The organism is Agrobacterium bohemicum (genome assembly GCF_001562555.1).
GTDB lineage: Bacteria > Pseudomonadota > Alphaproteobacteria > Rhizobiales > Rhizobiaceae > Agrobacterium > Agrobacterium bohemicum.
Map to the genome: position 1 here is coordinate 410,754 of NZ_KQ961024.1, position 24,571 is coordinate 435,324.

Sequence of the window (24,571 nt, forward strand, 5' to 3'; positions counted from 1 at the left end):
AATGTTGAGAGTGAAGCGGGGTTCGTTCGTCCAGCCAATCTCCCTCCTTGTGGGGGAGATGTCCGGCAGGACAGAGGGGGTAAGCCACACCCACCGCCGTCCACCATCATCTGAATCCAAAACCTCTGGAATCGATTCCTCAAACCGCTACAACTCTTTGTAACGGAATCGAAACTCGGCGAGTGCAGGCATGGCAACACAGTTTAAATATATCGTGGTCGGTGCGGGCATGATGGGGGCTGCGGCGGCTCGACATCTTGCGGAACATACTGATGGCGTGGCGCTTATCGGGCCGCGTGAACCTGCTGATATCAAGAACCATACCGGCGTTTTCGCCAGCCACTACGATGCGGCGCGCATTACCCGCACTATCGATAGTAACGCGGATTGGGCGCGTCTCGCCAACCGCTCGATTGCCCGGTACGCGGAAATAGAGCGTGAGAGCGGCGTCGAGTTTTATGGTGAGGTCGGCTGCCTGATCGTCGGCAAGAAGCGTGGTACCGGTTTCCCCTATATCGAGAGCGTCTGTGCGTCTGCCAATGCGCTTGGTGTTGCGACTGAGCTTCTGGACGATGCGTCACTTGCCGATCGCTTTCCATATTTTAAGTTTGAGAGCGGCTGCGAAGGCGTTTTCGAAAAGAACAATGCCGGATACGTCAATCCACGTGAACTGGTGCGGGCGCAGATCACGATTGCTGAAAAGCGTGGCGTGACGCGGATCGACGACATTGCAGTCAGCGTGTGGGAAGAAGGCGGCGTTGCGATGGTGACGACTGCTGCGGGCCAAGCCTTTACAGCGGATAAGGTTCTGGTTGCTGCGGGCGGGTTCTCCATCGCCGAAGGGCTTTTGCCGCAGGCACTTGCGATGGAGGTCTATGCGAGGACGGTCGCGTTTTTCGAAATTCCCGATGACGAGCTGCATCTTTATGCTGGAATGCCATCGCTGATCTACGAGCCGACGGACCCGCGAAAACATATCTATCTGTTGCCGCCGGTGCGCTATCCCGATGGCAGGTTTTATCTGAAGATCGGTGGAGAGCCGGTGGATGTTCTGTTGCGCACAGATCAAGAAATCCGCGACTGGTTCCGTTCGGGCGGAAACGTAACGGTGCGCGATAATTTTTCGGACATCATCGACGCGTTGATCCCTTCCATTGATACGTCGCGCATTTCCATGGCGGCCTGCGTGACGTCCTATACACCGACGGGATTTCCGGCGATTGGTTATACGGCTTCATCCAGCATCGCCGTTTTGACCGGAGGCTGCGGTAGTGCGGCCAAAAGCTCGGATGAAATCGGGCGGCTGGGCGCGCAGCTTCTTGTCGAGGGGCAAATCATCGACGGGGGCTATGAGACAGATTTCGCGCCGGTTTTCTCTGCGTAATGATCCGTTTGCGGATTTTCCGGTGGCTTTCGTTTCTGAACCCGTCTAAGGAGCGCGTGCCAGTTGGCCGGGCAGCCGCGCTTTACCAATGTCGAAAGACGGTAGGGTGAGGAAAGTCCGGGCTCCACGAAAACACGGTGCCGGATAACGTCCGGCGGGGGCGACCCTAGGGAAAGTGCCGCAGAGAGTAGACCGCCACTTTTATAGTGGTAAGGGTGAAAGGGTGGGGTAAGAGCCCACCGCGCCGCTGGTAACAGGGGTGGCATGGTAAACCCCACCGGGAGCAAGACCGAATAGGGATGACGTGGGGTGCGCGCAAGCGGACCTACAGCCGGTTTTTGGGCGAGTCATCCGGGTGGGTTGCGAGAGGCGGCGTGCAAATGTCGTCCCAGATGAATGGCTGCCACGTTCCGGGTCAAACCGGGGCCATACAGAACCCGGCTTACAGGCCAACTGGCAAATTCCTTTTTATTACAGGCTCTTACGTCGCGCATCGGCATGGCGCGCGTAAGTATCTGTTATTCCTAATGAAATAAGATTTCAGAGGCGATTTTTTATTGTCGTCGCACAAGTGCTTGAATGAACACGGTAAACCATTCGTTAAACTTAACGGGATATGAATATCCGATCCGAGGCCGGTATCCCGCTGGCTTCTCCCATTGACGCCCAAAGTGTCCCATGGTATCCCAAATGCACACCACAAAGGGTCGTGTTTTTGACCCGCAATCTCTGAAACGGAGCGGCCTGCAAGGGTCCGATGGGCATTACGTCCTGCCGGTCAGCGATGTGTCGTGCGTAACGGTGTTGCCGGTCGGTGCAAGTTTCGGCTCTGCATTCGGCGGCTTTGGCGAGTTTAGGAATGGGTCGCTTTTTATCGAACGTGACGAACAGGATCGACGCCAAGGGGCGCGTCTCGGTTCCGTCTCTGTTTCGTTCGGTGCTGACGGAGCGTGGCATCCAGGAGCTTTATTGTCTCCAGGATTTCGCATTTCCGGCCATCAGCGTTGGCGGTCCGGACTTGCTCGAACGATACGAACGGCAGATCGCGTCGATGGATGCGTTCTCGCCGGAAGCGAACGCGATGTCGCTGCTGGTTCACGGCGGCGGCGTTTTCATGAAGCTCGATGCGGAAGGGCGGTTGATGGTGACGGATTTCATGCGGGAATTCACCAACATCACGACCGAGGTTACCTTTGTGGGTCGAGCGGATCATTTTCAGTTGTGGCAACCGGAAGCGTTTTACGAGGCGCAGAAGGCTGCAAGAACGGGGCGCGGTTTTACGGCTGCTCGCCCCGTATAGGACGGGGAAACGGAATGGCGGCGAATTCTGGCGAACAATCTTCTGAAGCCGGTGGCGGACCGGTTCGCCACATTCCGGTTCTTCTCCATGAAGTTCTGAAAGCGCTGGAGCCAGCGCCCGGAAAAGTTATTCTCGACGGTACTTTTGGCGCAGGCGGCTATACCCAGGCCATCCTCGATCAGGGCGCGCATGTCATCGCGCTGGACCGTGACCCCAACGCCATCGCCGACGGCCAGGCCATGGTCGCTGCCAATGGTGGTCGCTTGTCGCTGATCCAGTCTCAGTTTTCCAATCTTGCAGCCCATGCGCCCGCCGAAGGGCTTGATGGCATCGTACTGGATATCGGCGTTTCCTCCATGCAGATCGATGAGGCCGAACGTGGCTTCTCCTTCCAGAGAAACGGCCCGCTGGATATGCGCATGTCGTCTTCTGGCGTGTCTGCTGCGGATGTCGTCAATCGTTGCAAGGTCGGTGACCTCATTCGTATCTTTGGTTTTCTCGGTGAGGAAAAACAGTCGGGCCGCATTGCCCGCGCCATTGAAAAGAAGCGTGCAGACGAGCCGTTTCGCACCACCCGCGATTTGGCTGGGCTGATCGAAATCGTGACCCCGCGCAAGGCCAAGGACAAGATCCACCCAGCAACGCGTGTGTTTCAGGCGCTGCGCGTGTTTGTCAATGATGAGCTGGGTGAGTTGGCACAGGCGCTGTTTGCTGCCGAGCGGGCCTTGAAGCCCGGCGGTCGTCTCGTCGTGGTCACGTTCCATTCGCTTGAAGACCGTATCGTCAAAAAGTATTTCGCGGATCGTTCCGACCGTGCGGCGGGCTCGCGCCATATGCCGATGCTCGCTGCCAAGTCAGCGATTTTCGATTCTCTTGGCAAGCCGATGATAGCGGCCAGCGACGAAGAGGCGGATATCAATCCGCGTGCCCGTTCTGCCAAGCTGCGTGCCGGTGTCCGCACAACGGCACCCGTACGGCCAGCCGACATTTCGATCTTCGAGCTTCCCGATCTCACAAGCCTCGAAAAGATGGGAGGCTGACATGCTGCGTACTCTCGATTTCATTTTGATGGGTGTGATGGTGTCTGCCGCCGTCGTTACCTACACCATCAAGCATCAGGCCGATGTGAAGCTGGAATCCGTCAAGAAGCTGGAAACCGAAATCAAGCTGGAGAAGGATACTATCGACCTTCTGCGGGCCGACTGGGCGCTGCTGACGCAGCCGAACCGTCTGCACCGTCTGGTCAATGCCTATCAGAGCGATCTAGCCCTGGCGCCGACACAGCCGACACAGCTTTCGCAGCCGAAGGAATTGCCGATGCTGCGCTCGCAATTGCCGCAGCCACCGGAGCCGCAGGGCATGAGCGTGGAAGATGTGATTGCCGCTGCGATGAATGGTTCCAAGCCTGGCGCGACGCTGGGCGGCGCAAAACCCAAATCCAAACCTGCCGGACAGATCGTCGCCACTGGCGGTACACCCGTGCCACAGCCGCGTGCGCGGGCTGCGCGCCCTGCACAGCCTATGCCGGCTGTGCGTGCAGAGCCGGGCGACGAGGCTGGCGACATGGATGAAACGATAACTGGAGCGGTGGACTGATGTCTTTTCTGTCACGCGTCATGGTTCTGAAAAGCAGGGCTCATTTTTCCGCCAGCACAAGCGGCTTTGCCGACCATGCTGCCTTCGAAGGTGCGCGCAAGCGGCGCGCCACACAGGCGAAAACCCGCGTTGGTCTGCTGATCGTCGGTTTCATCGCTTTCTACGGTGTCGTTGGTGGCCGTCTCGTTCAATATGGCATGACCCAGCCGGAAACCGTTTCCAGCATTGCGCCCGCAGACCGGTTGATGGCCTCGCGCCCGGACCTTCTGGACCGTAACGGCGAAGTGCTGGCGACGGACATTCGTACTGTCTCGCTGTTTGCAGAACCGCACCGCATCGTAGATGTCGATGAAGCCATCGAAAAACTGCAGACGGTTCTGCCCGATCTCGATACGCGCGGCACCTATCAGAAACTGAAATCCGAATCGCGTTTCCAGTGGTTGCGTCGCCAGTTGACGCCGAAGCAGCAGAGCCAGATTCTGGCGCTCGGCATTCCCGGTATCGGCTTCCGTCCCGAGAAGCGTCGTTTCTATCCCGGTGGGCATACGGCCGCTCACGTCGTCGGCCACGTCAATATCGACAACCGCGGCGTTGCCGGTATGGAACGTTATCTCGACAGCCAGGGTCTCGCTGACCTGACGGCGCTGGGCATGACATCCGACCAGCCGCTGGAGCCGGTCAAGCTTTCGATTGATCTGCGTGTGCAGGCCATTGTGCGTGAAGTGGTTTCCGATGCCATCAAGAAGTTTCAGGCAATCGGGGCAGGCGCTGTCGTCATCAATGTTCACACCGGCGAAATTCTCGCCATGGCATCGCTTCCGGATTATGATCCGAACAATCCGGCAGAAGGTGCCAAAGAGGGCTGGCTGAACCGCATGTCGAACGGCACGTTCGAGATGGGGTCGACCTTCAAGTCCTTCACCATCGCCATGGGTCTGGATTCCGGCAAGGTGCACATCAACGATACGTTCGATGCACGTGCGCCGATCCGCATCGGCGGCTTCACCATCAAGGACTTCCACGGCAAGGGCCGAATCCTGTCCGTGCCTGAAATCTTCCAGTATTCGTCCAATATCGGTACGGCCAAGATTGCCGATACTGTTGGTATCGAAGGCCATAAGGAGTTTCTGACGCGGCTTGGTCTTCTGACCAAGATGCAGACAGAGCTGCCGGAAATCGCCATGCCATCGCAGCCGCGTGTGTGGAAGAAGATCAACTCGGTGACCATTTCCTTCGGTCACGGCGTGTCCACGACGCCTTTGCAGACGGCGATTGCCGGTGCGGCACTGGTGAATGGTGGCAAGCTGATCGAGCCGACTTTCCTGCCGCGCACGGTGGCGCAGGCCGATCAGGTTGCCAAGCAGGTCTTGCAGCCGGGTGCCAGCAAGGACATGCGCTTCCTGTTCGAGTGGAACGGCGTCAATGGCTCTGGCCGTAACGCGCGTGTCGAAGGCTTCAATGTAGGCGGCAAGACCGGCACGGCCGACAAGGTCGTCAATGGTCGCTATGTACACGACAAGAACTTCAACGCCTTCCTCTCTGCCTTCCCAATGGACAAGCCGGAATATGTGGTTCTGTCCTTCATCGATGAACCGAAGACGGACAAGGGCAATGGCGCGGCACTGGCCGGTACATCTGCGGCACCGATGGTGCACGATATCATCGCCCGTTCCGCCGCCATTCTTGGTGTAAAACCCAAGTTCGGCAAGGACGGTTCGGCCTTGCTGGTGTCTTATTGATTGGTACAGCTTATGACGGACCGGCGAATCGCGCCGGGGGACAAGACGGACACATCGATGAATTTGCGAGACCTCTCCGGGACTGAGTTTCCGGAACTGAATGATTTGCTTCGGACAGAAACCGGAGCGCTGGATATTACCGGGATTACGGCTGATAGCCGCAAGGCCCAGCCGGGATCGCTGTTCGTGGCGGTGGCCGGAACCAAGGCGGATGGCGGCACCTATGTGCAGGACGCGATTGCCAAGGGTGCCATCGCAGTCGTCTCCAGCCATGCAATCGATGCCGATGTGCCGGTTCTCGTTGTCTCCGACCCGCGCCGTTATCTCTCTCTTGCCGCTGCCCGCTTTTATGGAAAACAGCCTGAAACCATGATTGCCGTGACCGGCACGGCGGGCAAGACTTCGGTCGCCTCTTTCATTCGCCAGATTTGGGCTTTTGCCGGCCATGCGGCGGCACAGATCGGCACCACAGGTGTGATCGCGCCGGGCCGCGAAGAGTATGGTTCGCTGACGACGCCTGATCCGGTTTCCCTGCATGCGCTGCTGGCTGAACTGGCCTCCGAAGGCGTGACCCATGCGGCGATGGAAGCCTCCAGCCATGGTCTCGACCAGCGCCGACTGGACGGCGTGAAACTGGCAGCCGCCGGTTTTACCAATCTCGGTCGCGACCATATGGATTACCATCCGACCATTGAAGATTATATGGCCGCCAAGATGCGGCTGTTCGATACGCTGTTGCCGAAGGGTTCGCCGGTTGTCATCTTTTCTGACGATCCATGGTCGGACCGCGCTATCAAGGCGGCAGCGTATGCGGGCCATGATGTGCGCACCGTTGGACGCAAAGGCGATTATCTGGCGCTGAAGCGCGTCGAGCATTTTCGTCACAAGCAGATGATCGAAGTGCATCATCAGGGCAAGATTTACGAAGTCGATATTCCGCTGGCCGGTGATTTTCAGGTCGCCAATGCGCTGGTTGCCGCAGGCCTTGCGATCTCGACCGGCGTTTCGGCCTCGGTGGCGCTGAAGGCGCTGGAAAAGCTGGTTGGGGCCGCTGGTCGTCTCGAGCTGATCGGCCAGACGAAAAACGGCGCGCTGGCTTATGTGGATTATGCCCATAAGCCGGATGCGCTGGAAAATGTGCTGACGTCGGTGCGGCCCTTCACGTCAGGCCGCATCATCACTGTTTTCGGTTGCGGTGGGGATCGTGACAAGGGCAAGCGCCCGATCATGGGCGAGGTTGCCACACGGCTTTCCGATATCGTCATCGTGACGGATGACAATCCGCGCTCGGAAGAGCCGCAGACCATCCGTTCCGAAATCATGGCGGCGGCACCCGGTGCGCTTGAAATTGCAGACCGGGCAGCGGCTATCAGCCATGCCGTTTCGCTGTTGGGGAATGGCGATACTTTGATTGTAGCGGGTAAGGGGCATGAGGAAGGTCAGATTGTTGGCGGCGTGACGCTGCCATTTTCGGACCATGAACAGGTGCGTACTGCGCTGGAAGGATTGTAGATTTGAACTGGTTATGGACAGTCCCGGATATGGTCGCCGTCATGGCAGGCCGTCCGGTCGGCAACCTGCCGCAAGGCATTACAGGCATTTCCATCGATAGCCGCTCGGTGCAGGAGGGCGAAGCCTTCTTCGCCATCAAGGGCGACCGGGTGGATGGCCATGATTATGCAAGCTTTGCCGTCGCCAATGGCGCTGGGCTTCTGGTGGTCTCGGAATCCAAACTGCCTGCGCTCGGTCGACTGACCGTGCCAATGATCGTCGTGGAAGATGTTCTGGCCGCCTTGGTCAAGTTGGGTATCGCTGCCAGAGAGCGGACGTCGGCGCGTGTCATCGCTGTTACCGGCTCTGTCGGCAAGACGACGACCAAGGAAATGCTGCGGCAGGTTCTGGCCCCATCGGGCCGGGTGCATGCGGCGGTGTCTTCCTTCAACAACCATTGGGGCGTACCACTGACACTGGCGCGCATGCCTGCCGATACGGAATTCGGCATTTTCGAAGTGGGCATGAACCATGCGGGCGAGATCAGCCCGCTGGTCAAGCAGGTGAAGCCACATCTGGCGATCATCACGACGATTGCGGCGGCTCATCTCGGAAACTTCAACAATCTCGAAGAAATCGCCGCTGCCAAGGCGGAAATCTTCGATGGCGTTCTGCCGGGTGGTGCCGTCATTCTCAACCGTGACAATGCGCAGTTCGAGCAATTGGAACGGGCGGCGTTCGATGCTGACATCGAGCATGTGCTGACGTTCGGTCAACATGCCAAGGCGGATTTCCGTCTTGCCGATTTCGAGAGTACGCCGAACGGATCTACGATCTGGGCCATCGTCAACGGTGAGACCAGCGAACTGCATATCGGTGCTGCCGGACGGCACATCGCCGAAAACGCCATGGCCGCCATCGGCACGGTCGCCGTCCTGGGTGCGGATATCGACAAGGCGTTTGCGGCACTCGGCAAGTTGGAAGCCGTAAAGGGCAGGGGGCAACGGCATCGTCTTTCTGTCGGTGAAGGCTCGTTCCTGATGATCGACGAGAGCTACAACGCCAATCCCGCTTCCATGCGTGCAGCCATCGCGCTGCTGGCAGCGGCTGAAGTGAGTGGCAACGGGCGGCGTGTTGCCGTGCTTGGCGATATGCTCGAAATGGGCGAATTCGCGGCTGAAGTGCACGAGGAGTTATCCGGCCCACTTCTGTCTGCGGGCATCGAACATGTGTGGCTTGCGGGTGAGTCGATGACGGCTCTTCGCGATGCTTTACCGGAAAGCGTGAGCGTGGCGTGGTTTCCGACAACGGCGGAACTTAACGAATTCGTTCTGAAATGGGTGCAGCCGGGCGACGTATTGATGATAAAATCGTCACTTGGCGTCGGTTTCGGAAAGATCGTAACGGCCCTTCTTGACAAGTATCCGGCATTCCCCGAGACGGAACGCCAAATCTGAGCATTTTAACCGGACGCTGAAGCAGTCTTCGGTGAAACGGTGCTGAAACGAAAACTTGAAGCGGCGCAGGCACCCGCGTTTTGCTGCCCGCCGCTTTAACGGCCTTTTGAAAGGGCAAACATGCTGATCTGGCTCGTTGAACTGTCGGACAAAGTTCAAGTCTTCAACCTGTTCCGGTACATTACGTTCCGGGCTGGCGCTGCATTGTTCACCTCCGCCCTTATCGTCTTCCTGTTCGGTCCTGCGATCATCAATTCGCTTCGTGTGCGCCAGGGCAAGGGACAGCCGATCCGTGCCGATGGCCCGCAGACCCATTTCAAGAAGGCCGGTACGCCCACCATGGGTGGACTGATGATCCTTGCGGGCATTCTCGGCGGTTCGCTGCTGTGGGGTGACTTGTCCAACGTCTACGTCGTTGCCGTTCTGATGGTGACGCTCGGCTTCGGGGCTATCGGCTTTTACGATGACTATCTGAAGGTCACCAAGCAGAGCGACAAGGGCTTTTCAGGCAAGGCGCGCCTTGGCATCGAATTCGTCATCGCCGCGATTGCCGTGTTCTTCATGATGGAAATCGCGCTGGCGACGGCACCGCATGGCGGTACGCTCGGAAGCTCGATCGCCTTTCCTTTCTTCAAGGAATTCGTCGTCAATCTCGGCTATTTCTTCGTGCTGTTCGGCGCATTCGTCATCGTTGGTGCGGGCAACGCCGTCAACCTGACGGATGGCCTCGATGGCCTCGCCATCGTGCCTGTGATGATTGCGGCGGCGACCTTCGGCGTCATTTCCTATCTCGTGGGTAACGCGATTTTCGCCAATTATCTCCAGATCAATTTCGTGCCTGGTACGGGTGAGCTTGCCGTCATCGTCGGTGCCGTCATCGGCGCGGGTCTTGGCTTCCTGTGGTTCAACGCACCGCCCGCCGCTATCTTCATGGGAGATACGGGCTCGCTGGCACTTGGCGGCCTGATCGGCTCCATCGCGGTCGCCGTCAAGCACGAGATCGTCATGATCATCGTCGGCGGCCTGTTCGTGATGGAAACGCTGTCGGTCATCATTCAGGTGTTCTGGTTCAAACGCACCGGCAGGCGCGTGTTCCTGATGGCCCCGATCCACCACCATTTCGAAAAGAAGGGCTGGACGGAAAGCCAGGTCGTTATCCGCTTCTGGATCATTTCCGTCGGTCTTGCGATGCTTGGTCTCGCCACGTTGAAGCTGAGATAATCGAATGATCCCTGTCACCTCACTCGCGGATAAAAAGGTCGCCCTGTTTGGTCTGGGTGGCTCGGGCCTCGTGACTGCGCGGGCGCTCGTGGCTGGCGGTGCAGATGTCACGGCATTCGATGACAATCCCGATAGTGTTGCCAAGGCGCAAAGCGAGGGCATTCACACAGCCGATTTGCGGACACTGGACTGGTCGAAGCTGGCGGCTTTCGTGCTGGCACCCGGTGTGCCGCTGACGCATCCAAAGCCGCACTGGTCTGTCGATCTTGCCCGCGCCGCTGGCGTGGAAGTGATCGGCGATATCGAACTTTTCGTGCGCGAACGCCGGGCGCATGCGCCGGATTGCCCTTTTATTGCTATCACCGGCACCAACGGCAAATCCACGACGACGGCGCTGATTGCACACATTCTGACATCGTCGGGGCGCGATACGCAGTTGGGTGGCAACATAGGTACTGCGATCCTCAGCCTCGAGCCGCCGAAAGCGCAGCGCTTCTACGTGGTCGAATGCTCGTCCTACCAGATCGACCTCGCGCCGACGCTGAACCCGACGGCTGGCATTCTGCTGAACCTGACACCTGATCACCTCGACCGGCACGGCACGATGCAGCATTATGCCGATATCAAGGAACGTCTGGTCGCGGGCAGCGATACGGCGGTTGTTGGTGTCGATGACAGTTACTGCACGCTGATTGCCGATCGCATCGAACGCGCTGGCGTCAAGGTGTCGCGGATTTCCAAACGCAACGTGGTGGCTGACGGTCTTTATGCCGATGGCAGCCGAATCATGAAAGCCGAGGGTGGCACGTCTTCGCTGCTGGTCGATCTCGATGGCATTCCGACGCTGCGCGGCAGTCACAATGCACAAAACGCGGCTGCGGCCATTGCCGCCTGCCTTGCGGTGGGCGTTTCCGTAGACGAGGTAAAGGCGGGGCTGAACTCATTCCCCGGTCTCAAACATCGCATGCAGCCGGTTGGCCGTCGCGGCAACGTGACCTTCGTCAATGACAGCAAGGCGACCAATGCGGATGCGGCAGCACCTGCCTTGTCGAGCTATGAGCGCATCTACTGGATCGCGGGCGGTCTGCCGAAGGCGGGCGGTATCAGCAGTCTTTCGCCGCTTTTCTCGCATATCGCCAAGGCGTATCTTATCGGCGAAGCAGCGCCTGATTTCGCCGCCACGCTTGGCGAGGCGGTGCCTTACGAAATTGCCGGAACGCTCGACAAGGCCGTCGAACATGCGGCAGCGGATGCGCGAGCCGATGGCAGGGATGGCAATGTCGTGATGTTATCCCCGGCTTGCGCAAGCTTCGACCAATATAAGAACTTTGAGATACGTGGTGATTCGTTCGTCTCGCATGTTGCAGCACTGGATGGTGTGACGATGCTGATTGGGTTTGAAAAAGGAGGCTGAAGAGATGGTAAGCCGTATAGACCGGGGACCGGTCGCGGAATGGTTCTGGACCATCGACCGTTTCTTCCTGACCGCGTTCATAGCATTGATGGGCATCGGGCTGATGCTGTCATTTGCGGCGTCTCCGGCGGTGGCGGAGCGCATCGGACTCAACAGCTTCTTCTTCGTGGAGCGCCAGGCCATGTTCATGGTGCCATCTGTGGCGATCATGCTCGGGCTGTCTTTCCTGTCGCCCCGTCAGGTGCGCCGTGTCGCCGTCATCCTGTTGATCGTGTCGCTGCTGATGATGATCTTTGCCCTGTTTTTCGGCATCGAAGTCAAGGGCGCTCGGCGCTGGATTTCCGTCGGCTCGTTTTCCATCCAGCCATCCGAATTCATGAAGCCTGCTTTCGTGATCGTCTGCGCGTGGCTGTTTGCCGAACGCGCCCGTCATCCTGAAATTCCGGGCAATCTCTTTGCCATCATCACATTCGGTATCGTGGCGGCGCTTCTGATTGCGCAACCTGACTTCGGCCAGACCATTCTGACGTCGGTCGTTTGGGGCGGCATGTTCTTCATGGCGGGTATCCCGTGGTTCTGGATCATCATGCTGGGTGGTCTGGGCGTCGGCGGCATTGTAACCGCCTATCTGATGCTGCCGCATGTTGCCGGTCGTATCGACCGTTTCTGGACGGGTGAGGGTGACACGTTTCAGGTGGATACAGCCCGCGAAGCCATCATTCGTGGTAACTGGTTCGGCCAGGGCCCGGGCGAAGGCATCGTCAAGCGCATCATTCCCGACAGCCATACCGACTTTATCTTCTCCGTCGCGGCGGAAGAGTTCGGCATTCTGTTCTGCATGCTGCTGGTCGCGATCTTCGCCTTCATCGTGCTTCGTGGCTTAAGCCACGCCTTCAAGGAAAAGGATGATTTCGTCCGCTTTGCAGTTGCTGGTCTGGTGCTACAGATCGGCATGCAGTCGATGATTAATATCGGCGTTAATCTGGAACTGATGCCTGCCAAGGGCATGACGCTGCCGCTGATTTCCTATGGCGGTTCTTCCATGATGGCGATTTGCGTGACGGCCGGTTTCCTGCTGGCGCTGACCCGCCATCGCCCCGAAAAACGTGCGCAGGAGCGCAGTTTCTTCCGGGTCAATGCAGGCCTTCCTGCGGAGTAAAAATATGAGCAAAGGTATTGTTCTGCTAGCCGCCGGGGGAACCGGCGGCCATGTGTTTCCGGCAGAGGCGCTGGCATACGAGTTGAAGGCGCGCGGATATTCCGTGCATCTGGTGACCGACAGCCGCGCCGAACGTTATGCGGGCAAGTTTCCTGCCGACGAAATCCATGTCGTGCCATCGGCCACCATCGGTTCCAAAAATCCAATCGCTGTGGCCAAGGCGCTGCTGAAACTGTGGACCGGCCTTCGTGCCGCCAGCCGCCTGATCACCAAGCTGAAGCCGGTGGCCGTTGTCGGTTTCGGTGGCTATCCGACCGTGCCGCCGCTTCTGGCGTCTACGGGGCTTGGCATCCCATCGCTGATCCATGAGCAGAATGCCGTCATGGGCCGCGCCAACAAGGCGTTGGCAAAGCGTGTGAAGGCAATCGCGGGCGGGTTTCTGCCCGAGACGCAGGGTCAATACGCCGACAAGACGGTGACGACGGGCAACCCCGTGCGCCCCGCCGTGCTGACGGCTGCCGATGTGGCCTATACGCCATCCCATGCCGGTGAACCGTTTCAACTCGTTGTCTTCGGTGGAAGTCAGGGCGCCCAGTTTTTCTCGGCGGCTGTTCCCGCGGCTATCTGCCTGCTGCCGAATGAGCAACGCAGCCGCGTCTCGGTGACGCAACAGGCGCGCCCGGAAGACAAGGACAGCGTTATCGCGTCCTATAAGAAGCTCGGCGTCGTCGCTGATGTCTCGCCGTTCTTTGGCGATATGGCAGAGCGTATCGCCGGTTCTGATCTCGTTATCAGCCGTTCCGGTGCTTCTACGGTTTCCGAACTCTCCGTCATCGGTCGTCCATCGGTTCTGGTTCCATATCCGCATGCGCTCGACCACGATCAGGCGGCCAATGCAGCAGCCCTTTCGGCTGCTGGCGGCGCAAGCGTCATCAAGCAGTCTGACCTGACACCGCAGAAATTGTCTTCGCTGATCAGCGATGCCATGAATGATCCTGAACGGCTGGCAAGAACGGCGGCGGCTGCGAAAGCAACCGGCAAGCCGAATGCCGCTGGCGCGCTCGCTGATCTGGTCGAAGCCATTGCGCGGGCGCAGCCGGTTGCGCAATTCAAAACAAACAATAAAGGAGTGCATCCATGAAGATGCCGAAAGCCATAGGTCTTGTCCATTTCATCGGAATTGGCGGCATCGGCATGAGCGGCATTGCCGAAGTGTTGCACAATCTCGGCCATCGCGTTCAGGGCTCCGATCAGGCAGACAGCGCCAATGTGCAGCGTCTGCGTGACAAGGGCATCGAGGTCTTCATCGGACAGGCCGCTGAAAATATCGGCGATGCCGAGGTTGTCGTGGTTTCGACCGCCATCAAGAAGAACAACCCGGAACTGATTGCAGCGCGCGAAAAGTCCCTGCCGATCGTTCGCCGTGCCGAGATGCTGGCCGAGTTGATGCGCTTTCGCAATGCCATCGCCATTGGCGGCACGCATGGCAAGACCACGACGACATCTATGGTCGCGACGCTGCTGGAAGCGGGCAATCTTGATCCCACCGTCATCAATGGCGGCATCATCAACGCTTACGGCACGAATGCGCGCATGGGTGAGGGCGAATGGATGGTGGTTGAGGCCGACGAATCCGACGGCACCTTCCTGAAGCTGCCTGCCGATGTTGCCGTCATCACCAATATCGACCCGGAGCATCTGGACCATTACGGCAATTTCGACGCCGTGCGCGCCGCTTTCCGCCAATTTGTGGAGAACGTGCCATTCTATGGTTTCGGGGTGCTGTGCATCGACCATCCCGAAGTGCAGACGCTGGTGGGCAAGATCGAGGACCGCAAGGTCATCACTTACGGTGAAAACCCGCAGGCCGATGTGCGGTTTTCCAATGTTCGCATCGACGGGACCAAATCGATTTTCGACGTGGAAATCCGTCGTCGTCGCACGGGCAAGATTTTTACCTTTACCGATCTCGTGCTGCCGATGCCGGGCCGTCACAACGTGTCGAATGCGACGGCGGCAATTGCGGTTGCCAATCGTCTCGGCATTTCGGTCGAAGACATCAAGAAGGGGCTTGCCTCCTTCGGTGGCGTCAAGCGCCGCTTCACGCTGACGGGCGAATCCAACGGCGTACAGGTGTTCGATGATTATGGCCACCATCCTGTCGAGATCAAAGCGGTGTTGAAGGCGGCGCGTGAAGCGTGCAGCGGGCGCATCATTGCGGTGCACCAGCCGCATCGTTATTCGCGCCTTGCCAGCCTGTTTGAAGATTTTGCACATTGTTTCAACGATGCGGACACAATTCTTCTTGCTCCAGTCTATGCGGCGGGTGAAGATGCAATCGAGGGTGTGAACTCCGAGACGCTTGTTTCAGCCACGAAGGCTGCCGGCCATCGCGATGCTCGCCATCTCTCCTCCCGCGACGATCTGGCCAAGACTGTCGCAGCTATCGCGAAACCAGGTGATTTCGTGGTTCTCTTGGGGGCTGGCAATATTACGCAATGGGCGGCGGTGCTGCCCTCGGAATTGGATAGCATTTCAGGAAAGTCTGCATGAGACAGGTGGATGGGGTAAAGTTGCTGGAGAGACTCGGCAACGGAGTGAATGAGCTCAGGGGACGTTTGACGCCGGATAGTCCAATGGACCGCGTAACGTGGTTCAGGGCCGGTGGTCTGGCGGAACTGATGTTCCAGCCCCATGATGTGGACGACCTCATTGCTTTCCTCAAAATTCTGCCGGAAGATGTGCCGCTGACTGTTGTCGGCGTCGGCTCCAACCTGCTGGTTCGTGATGGCGGTATTCCGGGCGTGGTCGTGCGCCTATCCGCCAAGGGCTTCGGCCAGGTGGAACTTGCGGGCGAAAACCGTATCAAGGCCGGTGCTATCTGCCCCGACAAACACATCTCTGCCATGGCGATGGATAACGGCATCGGTGGTTTCCATTTCTACTACGGCATTCCCGGCTCTATTGGCGGCGCGCTTCGCATGAACGCCGGTGCCAATGGCGGCGAAACGCGTGACCGCGTGGTGGAAGTCTATGCTGTCGATCGCAAGGGCAATCAACATGTGCTTTCCAACGCCGACATGGGCTACAGCTATCGTCATTCGGACGCGTCGAAGGACCTGATCTTCACCGGCGCGCTGTTTGAAGGCCACCCGGAAGATCGCGCGAAAATCCGCGCCGACATGGATGCGGTGCGCCTTCACCGTGAAACGGTTCAGCCTATCCGTGAGCAGACCGGCGGTTCGACGTTCAAGAACCCCGAGGGGCATTCGGCCTGGAGCCTTATCGATGAGGCGGGCGGCCGCGGCATGGTCATCGGCGGCGCGCAGATGTCGTCTCTGCATTGCAATTTCATGATCAACACCGGCCACGCCACTGGCTATGATCTCGAATATCTCGGCGAAGCGGTGCGCAAGCGCGTGTTCGAACATGCGGGCATTCGCCTGGAATGGGAAATCAAGCGTCTTGGCTTGTTCATGCCGGGTCGTGAGGTGGAACCGTTTTTCGGGGCATAGGGAATTTATCCCGGTGAATTAATATTTAAAGACAATAAAAAACCCGCGAAGCCAATGACTTCGCGGGTTTTTCTTTGCTTTTGATTCAAACGTCAGACTTCGTCTTTGCGTGACATCAGAATGCAGGCCAGTGTGATGATGGCGGCAGCGCAGAGGTAGTAGCCGACATAGGCCATGCCGTAGTTCACCTGTAGCCATGTAGCGATATAGGGTGCGAGCGACGCACCGAAAATGCCAGCCATGTTGAAGGTGATGGATGAGCCGGTGTAGCGTACGGTGGTCGGGAAGGGGGCCGCGAGTGCTGTTCCGATCAGGCCATAGGTCATGCCCATCAGCGCCATGGAAAGAGCTGCGAACACGAAGATCGAGCCTTCACCAGCGCTCATCAGGCTTGGCAGCAGGAATGAGAAAGCCGCGATCAGCACCGTGGTGAGGATCAGGATTTCACGACGACCGAAGCGCTCAGCCAGCTTGCCTGCAAACGGAATGAAGATGCCGAAGACGATCGAGCCGACGATCTGGATTTCCAGGGCGTCAAGGAACGGGATTTTCAGAATCTTGACGTTGTAGGACAGAAGATACGCGGTGCCGATATAGAACAGGACGAAAGTGGCCAGCGCCACGAATGTGCCGAGTGCCAGGCTGCGCTTGTGGTTGCGGAAGAGTTCGGCCACAGGCACGGCAACGCGCTCTTCCTTGTCGATGGCCTTCTGGAAGGCCGGGGTCTCGGTGATCGATAGACGAACCCAGAGGCCGACGGCGATCAGGATGATCGAGGCGACGAAAGGAATGCGCCAGCCCCAGCTCAAAAGCGCTTCCTGCGACATGAAGTGCAGCAAAATCCAGAACACGCCAGATGACAGGAACAGGCCGAGAGGTGCACCAAGCTGCGGGAACATGCCGTACCAGCTGCGCTTGCCGGGAGGGGCGTTTTCCGTTGCCAGAAGCACGGCGCCACCCCATTCACCGCCGAGACCGAAGCCCTGACCGAAACGGCACAGCGCCAGAAGCAGCGGCGCGAGAACGCCTGCGGTTTCATAGGTCGGCAGCAGGCCGATGATGACGGTGGAAACGCCCATGGTCAGAAGGGCGGCAACAAGTGTCGTCTTGCGGCCAATGCGGTCGCCGTAATGGCCGAAGACCACGGCACCCAGCGGGCGGGCGAAGAAGGCGATGGAGAAGGTGGCGAAAGATGCCAGAAGCGCCGTCATCGGGTCGTTGTTCGGGAAGAACAGCGTCGGAAACACGAGCACTGCGGCAGTCGCGTAGACGTAGAAATCGAAGAACTCGATGGTCGTGCCGACCACGCTGGCAGTAAGAACTCGTGCAGGCGAATTTGTCTTTACATCGTTCGGATTGTCAGCGGTCGGCGATATGGGAGATATCGCGTCGGTCATTGTTTGGATTCCGTTGTTAAGTAACACTTATCACTCTTGGAAGAGATAGCGGTGCGTTAACGCAATTTTCCGTCCTTTGGAACGCCTTGGACGCAATATATTACAAAAAAGATCGAATATGGAGTTGTTGACGAATTCCACGACGAGGCGGGGAGGTCGTCCAGCCCACAAGTCAGGTGCGATTGCTGAAGTGCCAAAATAGCTTGGGGACAATCTCTGGATATTAACGAATCGAGCTTGCTTTTAAGGGAGCCGCTTTCGGCTCCGGCAAGAGTTTTATTTCACCCAGCTGAAATTCTGCATGTTGCATTGCGCGCAACTCTCTGATTCCAAGGAAGGAATCCGGACCTCGTGTGATTCTTTAACAAAAATTACATCGGGCGTGGCATCGGTTAACGAAAGTAAACACTTCATTAACCTTAATGCCGCTTAAGTGTTTGGAACGGAGCGGGCGAGCGAATCGTAAAGCAGTTCGGTGCTCCGGTGGTCTCGTCTGAGTGATTTTTGTGTCAGAGGTTTTTATGAGCGGCAAGCACGTAGCTGTTCTTATGGGTGGGTTTTCTTCAGAGCGGCCAGTCAGCCTCTCATCGGGAGAGGCTTGCGCATCGGCTCTGGAAGGTGAGGGCTTTCAGGTTACACGCGTCGACGTGGACCGTGATGTTGCCGCCACGCTTTCTCGGCTGCGGCCAGACGTTGTTTTCAACGCTTTGCACGGCCCCTTTGGCGAAGATGGTACCATTCAGGGCATTCTCGAATATCTCGAAATTCCATACACGCATTCCGGCGTGCTGGCCTCTTCGCTGGCCATGAACAAGTCGCTGGCCAAGAAGGTCGCCGCCGCATCCGGCATGCCGGTTGCTGCTGAAAAGGTCATGAGTCGTTTCGACATCGGCAACCAGCACCCCATGAAGCCGCCCTATGTTGTGAAGCCTGTGCGTGAAGGTTCGAGCTTCGGCGTCGTGATGGTTCAGGAAGATCAGTCACACCCGCCGCAGATCATCGGCTCTTCGGAATGGCGCTATGGCGATGAAGTCATGGTCGAGCGTTACATCCATGGCCGTGAATTCACCTGCGGCGTCATGAATGGCGAGGCTTTGGGCGTTACCGAAGTCGTGCCGGTGGGTCACGCCTTTTACGATTACGATGCAAAATATGCCAAGGGTGGCTCAAAACACGTCATTCCCGCGGAAATTTCACCAAAAATTTACCAAAAAATTCAATCATTGGCGGTTATGGCGCATCAGGTGATTGGGTGCCGTGGCGTAAGCCGTTCGGACTTCCGCTACGACGACCGTTTCTCAGAAGAAGGCGAACTTATCTGGCTTGAGGTCAACACCCAGCCGGGTATGACGCCAACCTCCCTCGTGCCCGAAATGGCAGCTCATGCCGGATACACCTTTGGTGATTTGGTCCGGTGGATGGTGGAGGACGCATCGTGTTTGCGATGAACGGTAAAAAATCGGCGGCTAAAAATCGCGGGCAGTCCGCCTCGGGTTCTGCCGATGAGCGGATGGTTCTGCCGCGTCCGCTGCGCAAGGGCTTTCGCTTCGGCGTATCGCTCGCCACTGGCCGCGTCCATATTCCGGCTCATACGGGCACGCTTGCGACTGTCGCATTTTTCTCTGTTATCGGTCTCTACGGCATGTCGCTGGGTGGCCACACGGATGTTGTCGCCCAGGCAACCACATCTGCTGCTGGTTTTGCGATCGAGGACGTCAAGGTTTCCGGCAACGTCCAGACCTCTGAAATTGATGTGTTTCAGCTTCTCGGGCTTGATGGTGCGACATCGCTGATCGCGCTCGATGTGAACGCTGCGCGCAAGAAGCTGACGGAACTGCCTTGGGTCGAGGATGTGGATGTCCGCAAAATCTACCCGAAGACAATCGAAGTGCGCCTGAAAGAACGTCAGGCCTTCGGCATCTGGCAGCATGGCACGGAGCTTTCGCTGATCGAAAAGAGCGGCAGCGTGATCGCGCCGTTGCGTGACAACAAATATGCGGGCCTGCCGCTTTTTGTTGGTCGTGATGCCGAAACGGGCGCTGCCGGTTTCGTTGACGAGCTGGCAGACTGGCCGGAAATCCGCAACCGCGTTCGCGCTTACGTTCGCATTGCCGGACGTCGCTGGGACCTGCATCTGGATAACGGCATCGTCGTAAAGCTGCCGGAAGAGAATGTTCCCAAGGCGCTGCAACTGCTGTCGCGCATGGATATGGAAGAAAAAGTTCTTTCGCGTGATGTGGCTGCCGTTGATCTGCGCTTGTCGGACCGCACGACGGTTCAGCTCACCGAAGGTGCTGCCGAGCGTCGTCAGAAGGCTGTCGAAGCTCGCTCCAAAGCGCTCAAGACCGCGGAGAAGAACACATGAGCTTTTTCGGTTCTTCCCATTTCGGCCTTCCGCGCCTGAAGCCCTTGTCGTCCAAGCGCACCCATGTGGTTTCCGTGCTGGATATCGGTTCGACCAAGGTCGTCTGCATGATCGGTCGTCTCACACCCCGTGAGGAAACCGAAGTGTTGCCCGGTCGCACGCACAAGGTCGAAGTCATCGGCATTGGCCACCAGCGTTCGCGTGGTGTCAAATCCGGCGTCATCGCCGATCTGGATGCGCTGGAAGGTGTGATTCGTCTGGCTGTGGATGCCGCCGAGCGCATGGCAGGTCTGACGGTCGACAGTCTTATCGTTAACGTTTCCGCAGGCCGTCTGGCCAGCGACATCTATACCGCCAGCATCGATCTGGGCGGTCAGGAAGTCGAATCGGGCGACCTGCGCAAGGTTCTGATCGCTGCCAGCCAGCAGTCTCTGCGTCAGGACCGCGCCATTCTGCATTCCCTGCCAACCGGTTATTCGCTGGATGGCGAGCGTGGTATTCGTGATCCATTGTCCATGTACGGCGACCTTCTGGGCGTGGACATGCATGTGGTGACAGCTGAGCGCACAGCGCTGAAGAACCTGGAATTGTGCATCAACCGCGCGCATCTTTCGGTCGAAGGCATTGTTGCGACACCTTATGCCAGCGGTCTTGCGGCGCTTGTGGATGACGAAGTCGAGCTTGGCTGCGCTGCCATCGACATGGGCGGCGGCACGACGACGATTTCGGTTTTTGCCGAGGGCCGTCTGGTTCACACCGATGCCATCGGCCTTGGTGGACACCACGTCACCACCGATCTGGCGCGTGGCCTTTCGACCCGTATCGAAGATGCAGAGCGCCTGAAGGTTGTTCACGGTTCTGCACTGGCCAACGGTTCCGACGACCGCGACATGATTGCCGTGCCACCGATTGGCGAAGACGACCGCGACCAGCCTTCACAGGTTTCGCGTGCTCTCGTCAGCCGCATTGTTCGGGCTCGCATCGAAGAGACGTTGGAACTGATCCGCGACCGCATCCAGAAATCGGGTTTTTCCCCGATTGTCGGCAAGCGCGTGGTTCTGACCGGAGGTGCCAGTCAGTTGACCGGCCTGCCGGAAACGGCGCGGCGCATTCTTGCCCGCAACGTTCGCATCGGCCGCCCCATGGGCGTGTCCGGCCTGCCGGTCGCGGCCAAAGGCCCGGCCTTTTCCACAGCCTGCGGGCTGATGATTTATCCGCAGATCGCGGACATCGAAATCCATGCGGCGCAGAACGGAATGTTCTCGCCGTTCGGAACAGGTAGTGGCCGGATAGCCCGTGTAGGGCAATGGCTGAAGGAAAGTTTTTGATCCTCTGCCTGCCCATCGGGCAGGGGACCGAGTGAAGTTGATATGAATTGGCCTGCAGGGCGATGCGGCCAGAGAAAGAAGGAATGTTAAAATGACGATACAGCTGCAAAAGCCGGATATCACCGAGCTGAAGCCACGCATCACTGTTTTCGGCGTTGGCGGTGGCGGCGGTAATGCTGTTAACAACATGATCACGGCAGGTCTTCAGGGCGTCGACTTCGTCGTTGCCAACACGGATGCACAGGCTCTGACGATGACGAAGGCCGACCGGGTCATCCAGCTCGGCGTCAATGTCACCGAAGGTCTGGGCGCTGGTTCGCAGCCAGAAGTTGGCCGCGCTGCTGCCGAAGAGTGCATCGATGAAATCATCGACCACCTGAACGGTACGCACATGTGCTTCGTCACCGCAGGCATGGGTGGCGGTACCGGTACCGGTGCTGCTCCCGTCGTCGCGCAGGCTGCCCGCAACAAGGGCATTCTGACGGTTGGCGTCGTGACCAAGCCTTTCCACTTCGAAGGCGGTCGCCGCATGCGTCTGGCCGAACAGGGCATCGAGGAACTGCAGAAGTCCGTCGATACGCTGATCGTCATTCCAAACCAGAACCTGTTCCGTATTGCCAACGACAAGACCACGTTCGCTGATGCATTTGCGATGGCTGACCAGGTTCTCTACTCGGGCGTTGCCTGCATTACCGACCTGATGGTGAAGGAAGGTCTTATCAACCTCGACTTCGCCGACGTTCGCTCCGTGATGCGCGAAATGGGCCGTGCGATGATGGGTACCGGCGAGGCTTCCGGCCAGGGCCGTGCGATGCAGGCTGCGGAAGCGGCTATTGCCAACCCGCTGCTCGACGAAACATCGATGAAGGGTGCGCAGGGCCTGCTGATCTCCATCACCGGTGGTCGCGACATGACCCTGTTCGAAGTCGACGAAGCCGCGACCCGTATTCGCGAAGAAGTCGATCCGGACGCAAACATCATCCTCGGCGCGACATTCGACGAAGCTCTGGAAGGCCTCATCCGCGTGTCTGTTGTTGCCACCGGCATCGACCGTGTTCCTGGCCAGATGGAGCGCAACGCAGAAGAACTGCGCCAGGCTGCAGCTGCAAAGCCACTTATCCGTCCTTCCGCGGCCGTTGCTTCTGCTCCGGCCGCAGTGCAGCCTGCCCCAGTCATGCAGGCACCAAAGACGACCGTAGATCCTATTGCCCAGACCATTCGCGAAGCCGACATGGAACGCGAACTGGCACTGGCGGCTGCTGAACAGCGGCTTCGTCAGGCCCAGGCAGAAGCCGAATTCCGTCCTCAGAGCAAGTTGTTCGCAGCTGCTCCAGCGGAAGCACCGGTTGCTGCTCGCCCCGCAGCACCGGTGCACACCGCACCTGCGCCTGCCTACCATGCTGCAGAACAGGTGGCAGCACCTGCTCCTCGCATGCAGGCGCCAGCGCCGGTCTACCATGAGCCCGCTCCAGTCGCTCGTGCGCCTGAGCCAGTCCGCATGCCAAAGGTCGAGGATTTCCCTCCGGTCGTTAAGGCCGAGATGGATCACCGCGCCCACCCGGCCTCTGCCGTTCCGGAAGAGCGTGGCCCAATGGGCCTTCTGAAGCGCATCACCAATTCGCTTGGTCGCCGCGATGAAGAAGAAACCGTTCCATCCGACATGATGGACGCGCCAAGCCTGGCCACTCAGCAGCGTCGCCCGCTGTCGCAGGAAGCCAGCCTCTACGCACCGCGTCGTGGCAATCTGGACGATCATGGCCGTCAGACGCCGTCGTCTGCCAGCCAGCATGATGACGATCAGCTCGAGATTCCGGCCTTCCTGCGCCGTCAGTCGAACTGATCTTCTGATTCTCGATCAACGCGATACCCGGGTCCGAAAGGCCCGGGTATCGCTGTCTTAAATGGCCGTGATCCGTGCCTGTTAGTTTAGATTTTTCAAAGCTTTGAGTCTGTTACAAAACGAAATCAACAGTGATTTGAGATAGCGCCGGACTGTGCGTATGTATGACCGTGAAACGAGGTTATGAGGCGGCGCAGCTGTCGTTCATCTCCCTCGGTTGAAATTTGGATCGCGCCGGGATATCGGGCAGGTCCACACGAAAAGGCTTTACTCGCATGACCATCGGACTGCTCGGTTTCCAAACAACGATCGCCAACTCCGTTCAGCTCAAGGGTATTGGCGTTCACTCGGGCAACCCGGTTTCCATGACGTTTCAGCCTGCGGAAGCAGGTACAGGCATCGTCTTCAGTCGCCAGCATGAGAATGGCAACACCACCGAACTGAAGGCTGTTTCGGCCAATGTCGGCAATACGGATCTCTGCACGGTGCTCGGTCGTTCGCTGCCACAATCCATCTCGACTGTCGAACACGTCATGGCCGGTATCTACGCCATGGGAATCGACAACCTCATCGTTGAGGTCGATGGTCCTGAAGTTCCGATCATGGACGGCAGCTCGATGCCTTTCATCGAAGCCATCGAATCAGTCGGCATCACAAATCTTGGCGTGAAGCGTCGTTACATTCGCGTTGTGAAGCCCGTTCGTATCGAAGCTTCCGCATCCTGGGCCGAGTTCCGCCCCTATGACGGTACGCGCTTTGAAGTCGAGATTGATTTCGACACGCCGTTGATTGGCCGCCAGATCTGGAAGGGCGATCTGACGCCTGAGACGTTCAAGAACGAACTTTCGCGTGCCCGGACATTCGGCTTCATGCGTGATGTCGAGCGCCTTTGGGCTGCCGGTTATGCGCTGGGTTCGTCGTTGGAAAACTCGGTTGTCATTTCCGATGACAGCACGGTCATCAACATGGAAGGTCTGCGTTACGCGAAGGATGAGTTCGTCCGTCACAAAACGCTGGATGCGGTTGGTGATCTGGCCCTTGCTGGCGCTCAGTTCATTGGTTGCTACCGCTCCTATCGCGGTGGTCACAAGGTCAATGCCAATGCGTTGAAGGCGCTGCTTAGCGATCCCACGGCCTATGAAATTGTGGAAGCGCCAGCCGTGCGCAGCCCGGTTGTTCGTGCGCGCGAGTTCGTGCCCGTCCAGCAGCTTGAGTTTGCTCCCTGGTCTGCATGATCGAGAGTTTAGCGAAACAAGAGCCGTCCACTAGGGCGGCTTTTTCGTATGTGGGCCGAATATAATCATCGACTACAGGGTGCCGCGCCATAAAAATGCGTTATTGCGTCATCATTGCGTTGCCCTGCGG

Annotated in this window: 19 protein-coding genes and 1 other RNA gene; 19 read left to right on the forward strand and 1 reads right to left on the reverse strand. The window is 58.2% G+C overall.

Annotated features, from left to right (window positions below; translation table 11 throughout):
• Positions 1-190: 190 nt before the first annotated feature.
• The 14 genes from ATO67_RS05110 to murB all read left to right on the forward strand — a co-directional run bounded on the left by ATO67_RS05110 (position 191) and on the right by murB (position 16,276).
• Positions 191-1,384 carry an NAD(P)/FAD-dependent oxidoreductase gene (locus ATO67_RS05110; protein ID WP_067645275.1) on the forward strand — a complete coding sequence of 398 codons (1,194 nt, stop codon included), beginning with the start codon at positions 191-193 and terminating at the stop codon, positions 1,382-1,384.
• A gap of 59 nt (positions 1,385-1,443) precedes the next feature.
• Positions 1,444-1,845, forward strand: an RNA gene (gene rnpB / locus ATO67_RS05115) — RNase P RNA component class A.
• Positions 1,846-2,243: 398 nt separating this feature from the next.
• On the forward strand, positions 2,244-2,684 hold the full coding sequence (mraZ, locus tag ATO67_RS05120) for a division/cell wall cluster transcriptional repressor MraZ (RefSeq protein ID WP_067645277.1): 441 nt from the start codon (positions 2,244-2,246) through the stop codon (positions 2,682-2,684).
• Between the two features lie 14 nt (positions 2,685-2,698).
• Positions 2,699-3,724 carry a 16S rRNA (cytosine(1402)-N(4))-methyltransferase RsmH gene (rsmH, locus tag ATO67_RS05125; RefSeq protein ID WP_067645279.1) on the forward strand — a complete coding sequence of 342 codons (1,026 nt, stop codon included), beginning with the start codon at positions 2,699-2,701 and terminating at the stop codon, positions 3,722-3,724.
• Position 3,725: 1 nt separating this feature from the next.
• On the forward strand, positions 3,726-4,280 hold the full coding sequence (gene ftsL, locus ATO67_RS05130; protein ID WP_067645281.1) for a cell division protein FtsL: 555 nt from the start codon (positions 3,726-3,728) through the stop codon (positions 4,278-4,280).
• Entirely contained in the window at positions 4,280-6,019 is a 1,740-nt protein-coding gene (locus tag ATO67_RS05135) for a peptidoglycan D,D-transpeptidase FtsI family protein (RefSeq protein WP_067645283.1), read from the forward strand. The genes ftsL and ATO67_RS05135 overlap by 1 nt, the downstream gene beginning before the upstream one ends.
• Positions 6,020-6,076: 57 nt before the next feature.
• Positions 6,077-7,531, forward strand: a complete 1,455-nt coding sequence (locus ATO67_RS05140; protein ID WP_067645285.1) for a UDP-N-acetylmuramoyl-L-alanyl-D-glutamate--2,6-diaminopimelate ligase — start codon at positions 6,077-6,079, stop codon at positions 7,529-7,531.
• Positions 7,532-7,533: 2 nt separating this feature from the next.
• Positions 7,534-8,967, forward strand: coding sequence for a UDP-N-acetylmuramoylalanyl-D-glutamyl-2,6-diaminopimelate--D-alanyl-D-alanine ligase (locus ATO67_RS05145; protein ID WP_067645287.1), 1,434 nt, complete (start codon positions 7,534-7,536; stop codon positions 8,965-8,967).
• 120 nt (positions 8,968-9,087) lie between these two features.
• Positions 9,088-10,188 (forward strand): phospho-N-acetylmuramoyl-pentapeptide-transferase, encoded by a 1,101-nt coding sequence (gene mraY / locus ATO67_RS05150; RefSeq protein WP_067645289.1) that lies wholly within the window; start codon positions 9,088-9,090, stop codon positions 10,186-10,188.
• Between the two features lie 4 nt (positions 10,189-10,192).
• Positions 10,193-11,602 carry a UDP-N-acetylmuramoyl-L-alanine--D-glutamate ligase gene (gene murD / locus ATO67_RS05155; protein ID WP_067645291.1) on the forward strand — a complete coding sequence of 470 codons (1,410 nt, stop codon included), beginning with the start codon at positions 10,193-10,195 and terminating at the stop codon, positions 11,600-11,602.
• A gap of 4 nt (positions 11,603-11,606) precedes the next feature.
• Positions 11,607-12,761 carry a putative lipid II flippase FtsW gene (gene ftsW / locus ATO67_RS05160; RefSeq protein ID WP_067645293.1) on the forward strand — a complete coding sequence of 385 codons (1,155 nt, stop codon included), beginning with the start codon at positions 11,607-11,609 and terminating at the stop codon, positions 12,759-12,761.
• A gap of 4 nt (positions 12,762-12,765) precedes the next feature.
• A complete protein-coding gene (murG, locus tag ATO67_RS05165; protein WP_067645295.1) occupies positions 12,766-13,902 on the forward strand; it encodes an undecaprenyldiphospho-muramoylpentapeptide beta-N-acetylglucosaminyltransferase in 1,137 nt (378 codons plus the stop codon).
• Positions 13,899-15,314, forward strand: coding sequence for a UDP-N-acetylmuramate--L-alanine ligase (gene murC, locus ATO67_RS05170; protein ID WP_067645297.1), 1,416 nt, complete (start codon positions 13,899-13,901; stop codon positions 15,312-15,314). The genes murG and murC overlap by 4 nt, the downstream gene beginning before the upstream one ends.
• Positions 15,311-16,276: a UDP-N-acetylmuramate dehydrogenase gene (gene murB, locus ATO67_RS05175; RefSeq protein ID WP_067645300.1), complete on the forward strand. Its 966-nt coding sequence runs from the start codon at positions 15,311-15,313 to the stop codon at positions 16,274-16,276. The genes murC and murB overlap by 4 nt, the downstream gene beginning before the upstream one ends.
• A gap of 92 nt (positions 16,277-16,368) precedes the next feature.
• Here murB and ATO67_RS05180 read toward each other — a convergent pair whose 3' ends face one another.
• Entirely contained in the window at positions 16,369-17,673 is a 1,305-nt protein-coding gene (locus tag ATO67_RS05180; protein ID WP_067645302.1) for an MFS transporter, read from the reverse strand.
• Positions 17,674-18,194: 521 nt separating this feature from the next.
• On the opposite strand from ATO67_RS05180, the gene ATO67_RS05185 reads away from it, so the two are divergent.
• The 5 genes from ATO67_RS05185 to lpxC all read left to right on the forward strand — a co-directional run bounded on the left by ATO67_RS05185 (position 18,195) and on the right by lpxC (position 24,441).
• Entirely contained in the window at positions 18,195-19,121 is a 927-nt protein-coding gene (locus ATO67_RS05185) for a D-alanine--D-alanine ligase (RefSeq protein ID WP_067645304.1), read from the forward strand.
• Entirely contained in the window at positions 19,109-20,038 is a 930-nt protein-coding gene (locus tag ATO67_RS05190) for a cell division protein FtsQ/DivIB (protein ID WP_067645306.1), read from the forward strand. Before ATO67_RS05185 ends, ATO67_RS05190 begins: the two co-directional genes overlap by 13 nt.
• On the forward strand, positions 20,035-21,366 hold the full coding sequence (ftsA, locus tag ATO67_RS05195; RefSeq protein ID WP_067645308.1) for a cell division protein FtsA: 1,332 nt from the start codon (positions 20,035-20,037) through the stop codon (positions 21,364-21,366). Before ATO67_RS05190 ends, ftsA begins: the two co-directional genes overlap by 4 nt.
• Before the next feature lie 91 nt (positions 21,367-21,457).
• Positions 21,458-23,206 carry a cell division protein FtsZ gene (ftsZ, locus tag ATO67_RS05200; RefSeq protein ID WP_067645310.1) on the forward strand — a complete coding sequence of 583 codons (1,749 nt, stop codon included), beginning with the start codon at positions 21,458-21,460 and terminating at the stop codon, positions 23,204-23,206.
• Between the two features lie 275 nt (positions 23,207-23,481).
• Positions 23,482-24,441, forward strand: coding sequence for a UDP-3-O-acyl-N-acetylglucosamine deacetylase (gene lpxC / locus ATO67_RS05205; protein ID WP_067645312.1), 960 nt, complete (start codon positions 23,482-23,484; stop codon positions 24,439-24,441).
• Positions 24,442-24,571 lie beyond the last annotated feature (130 nt).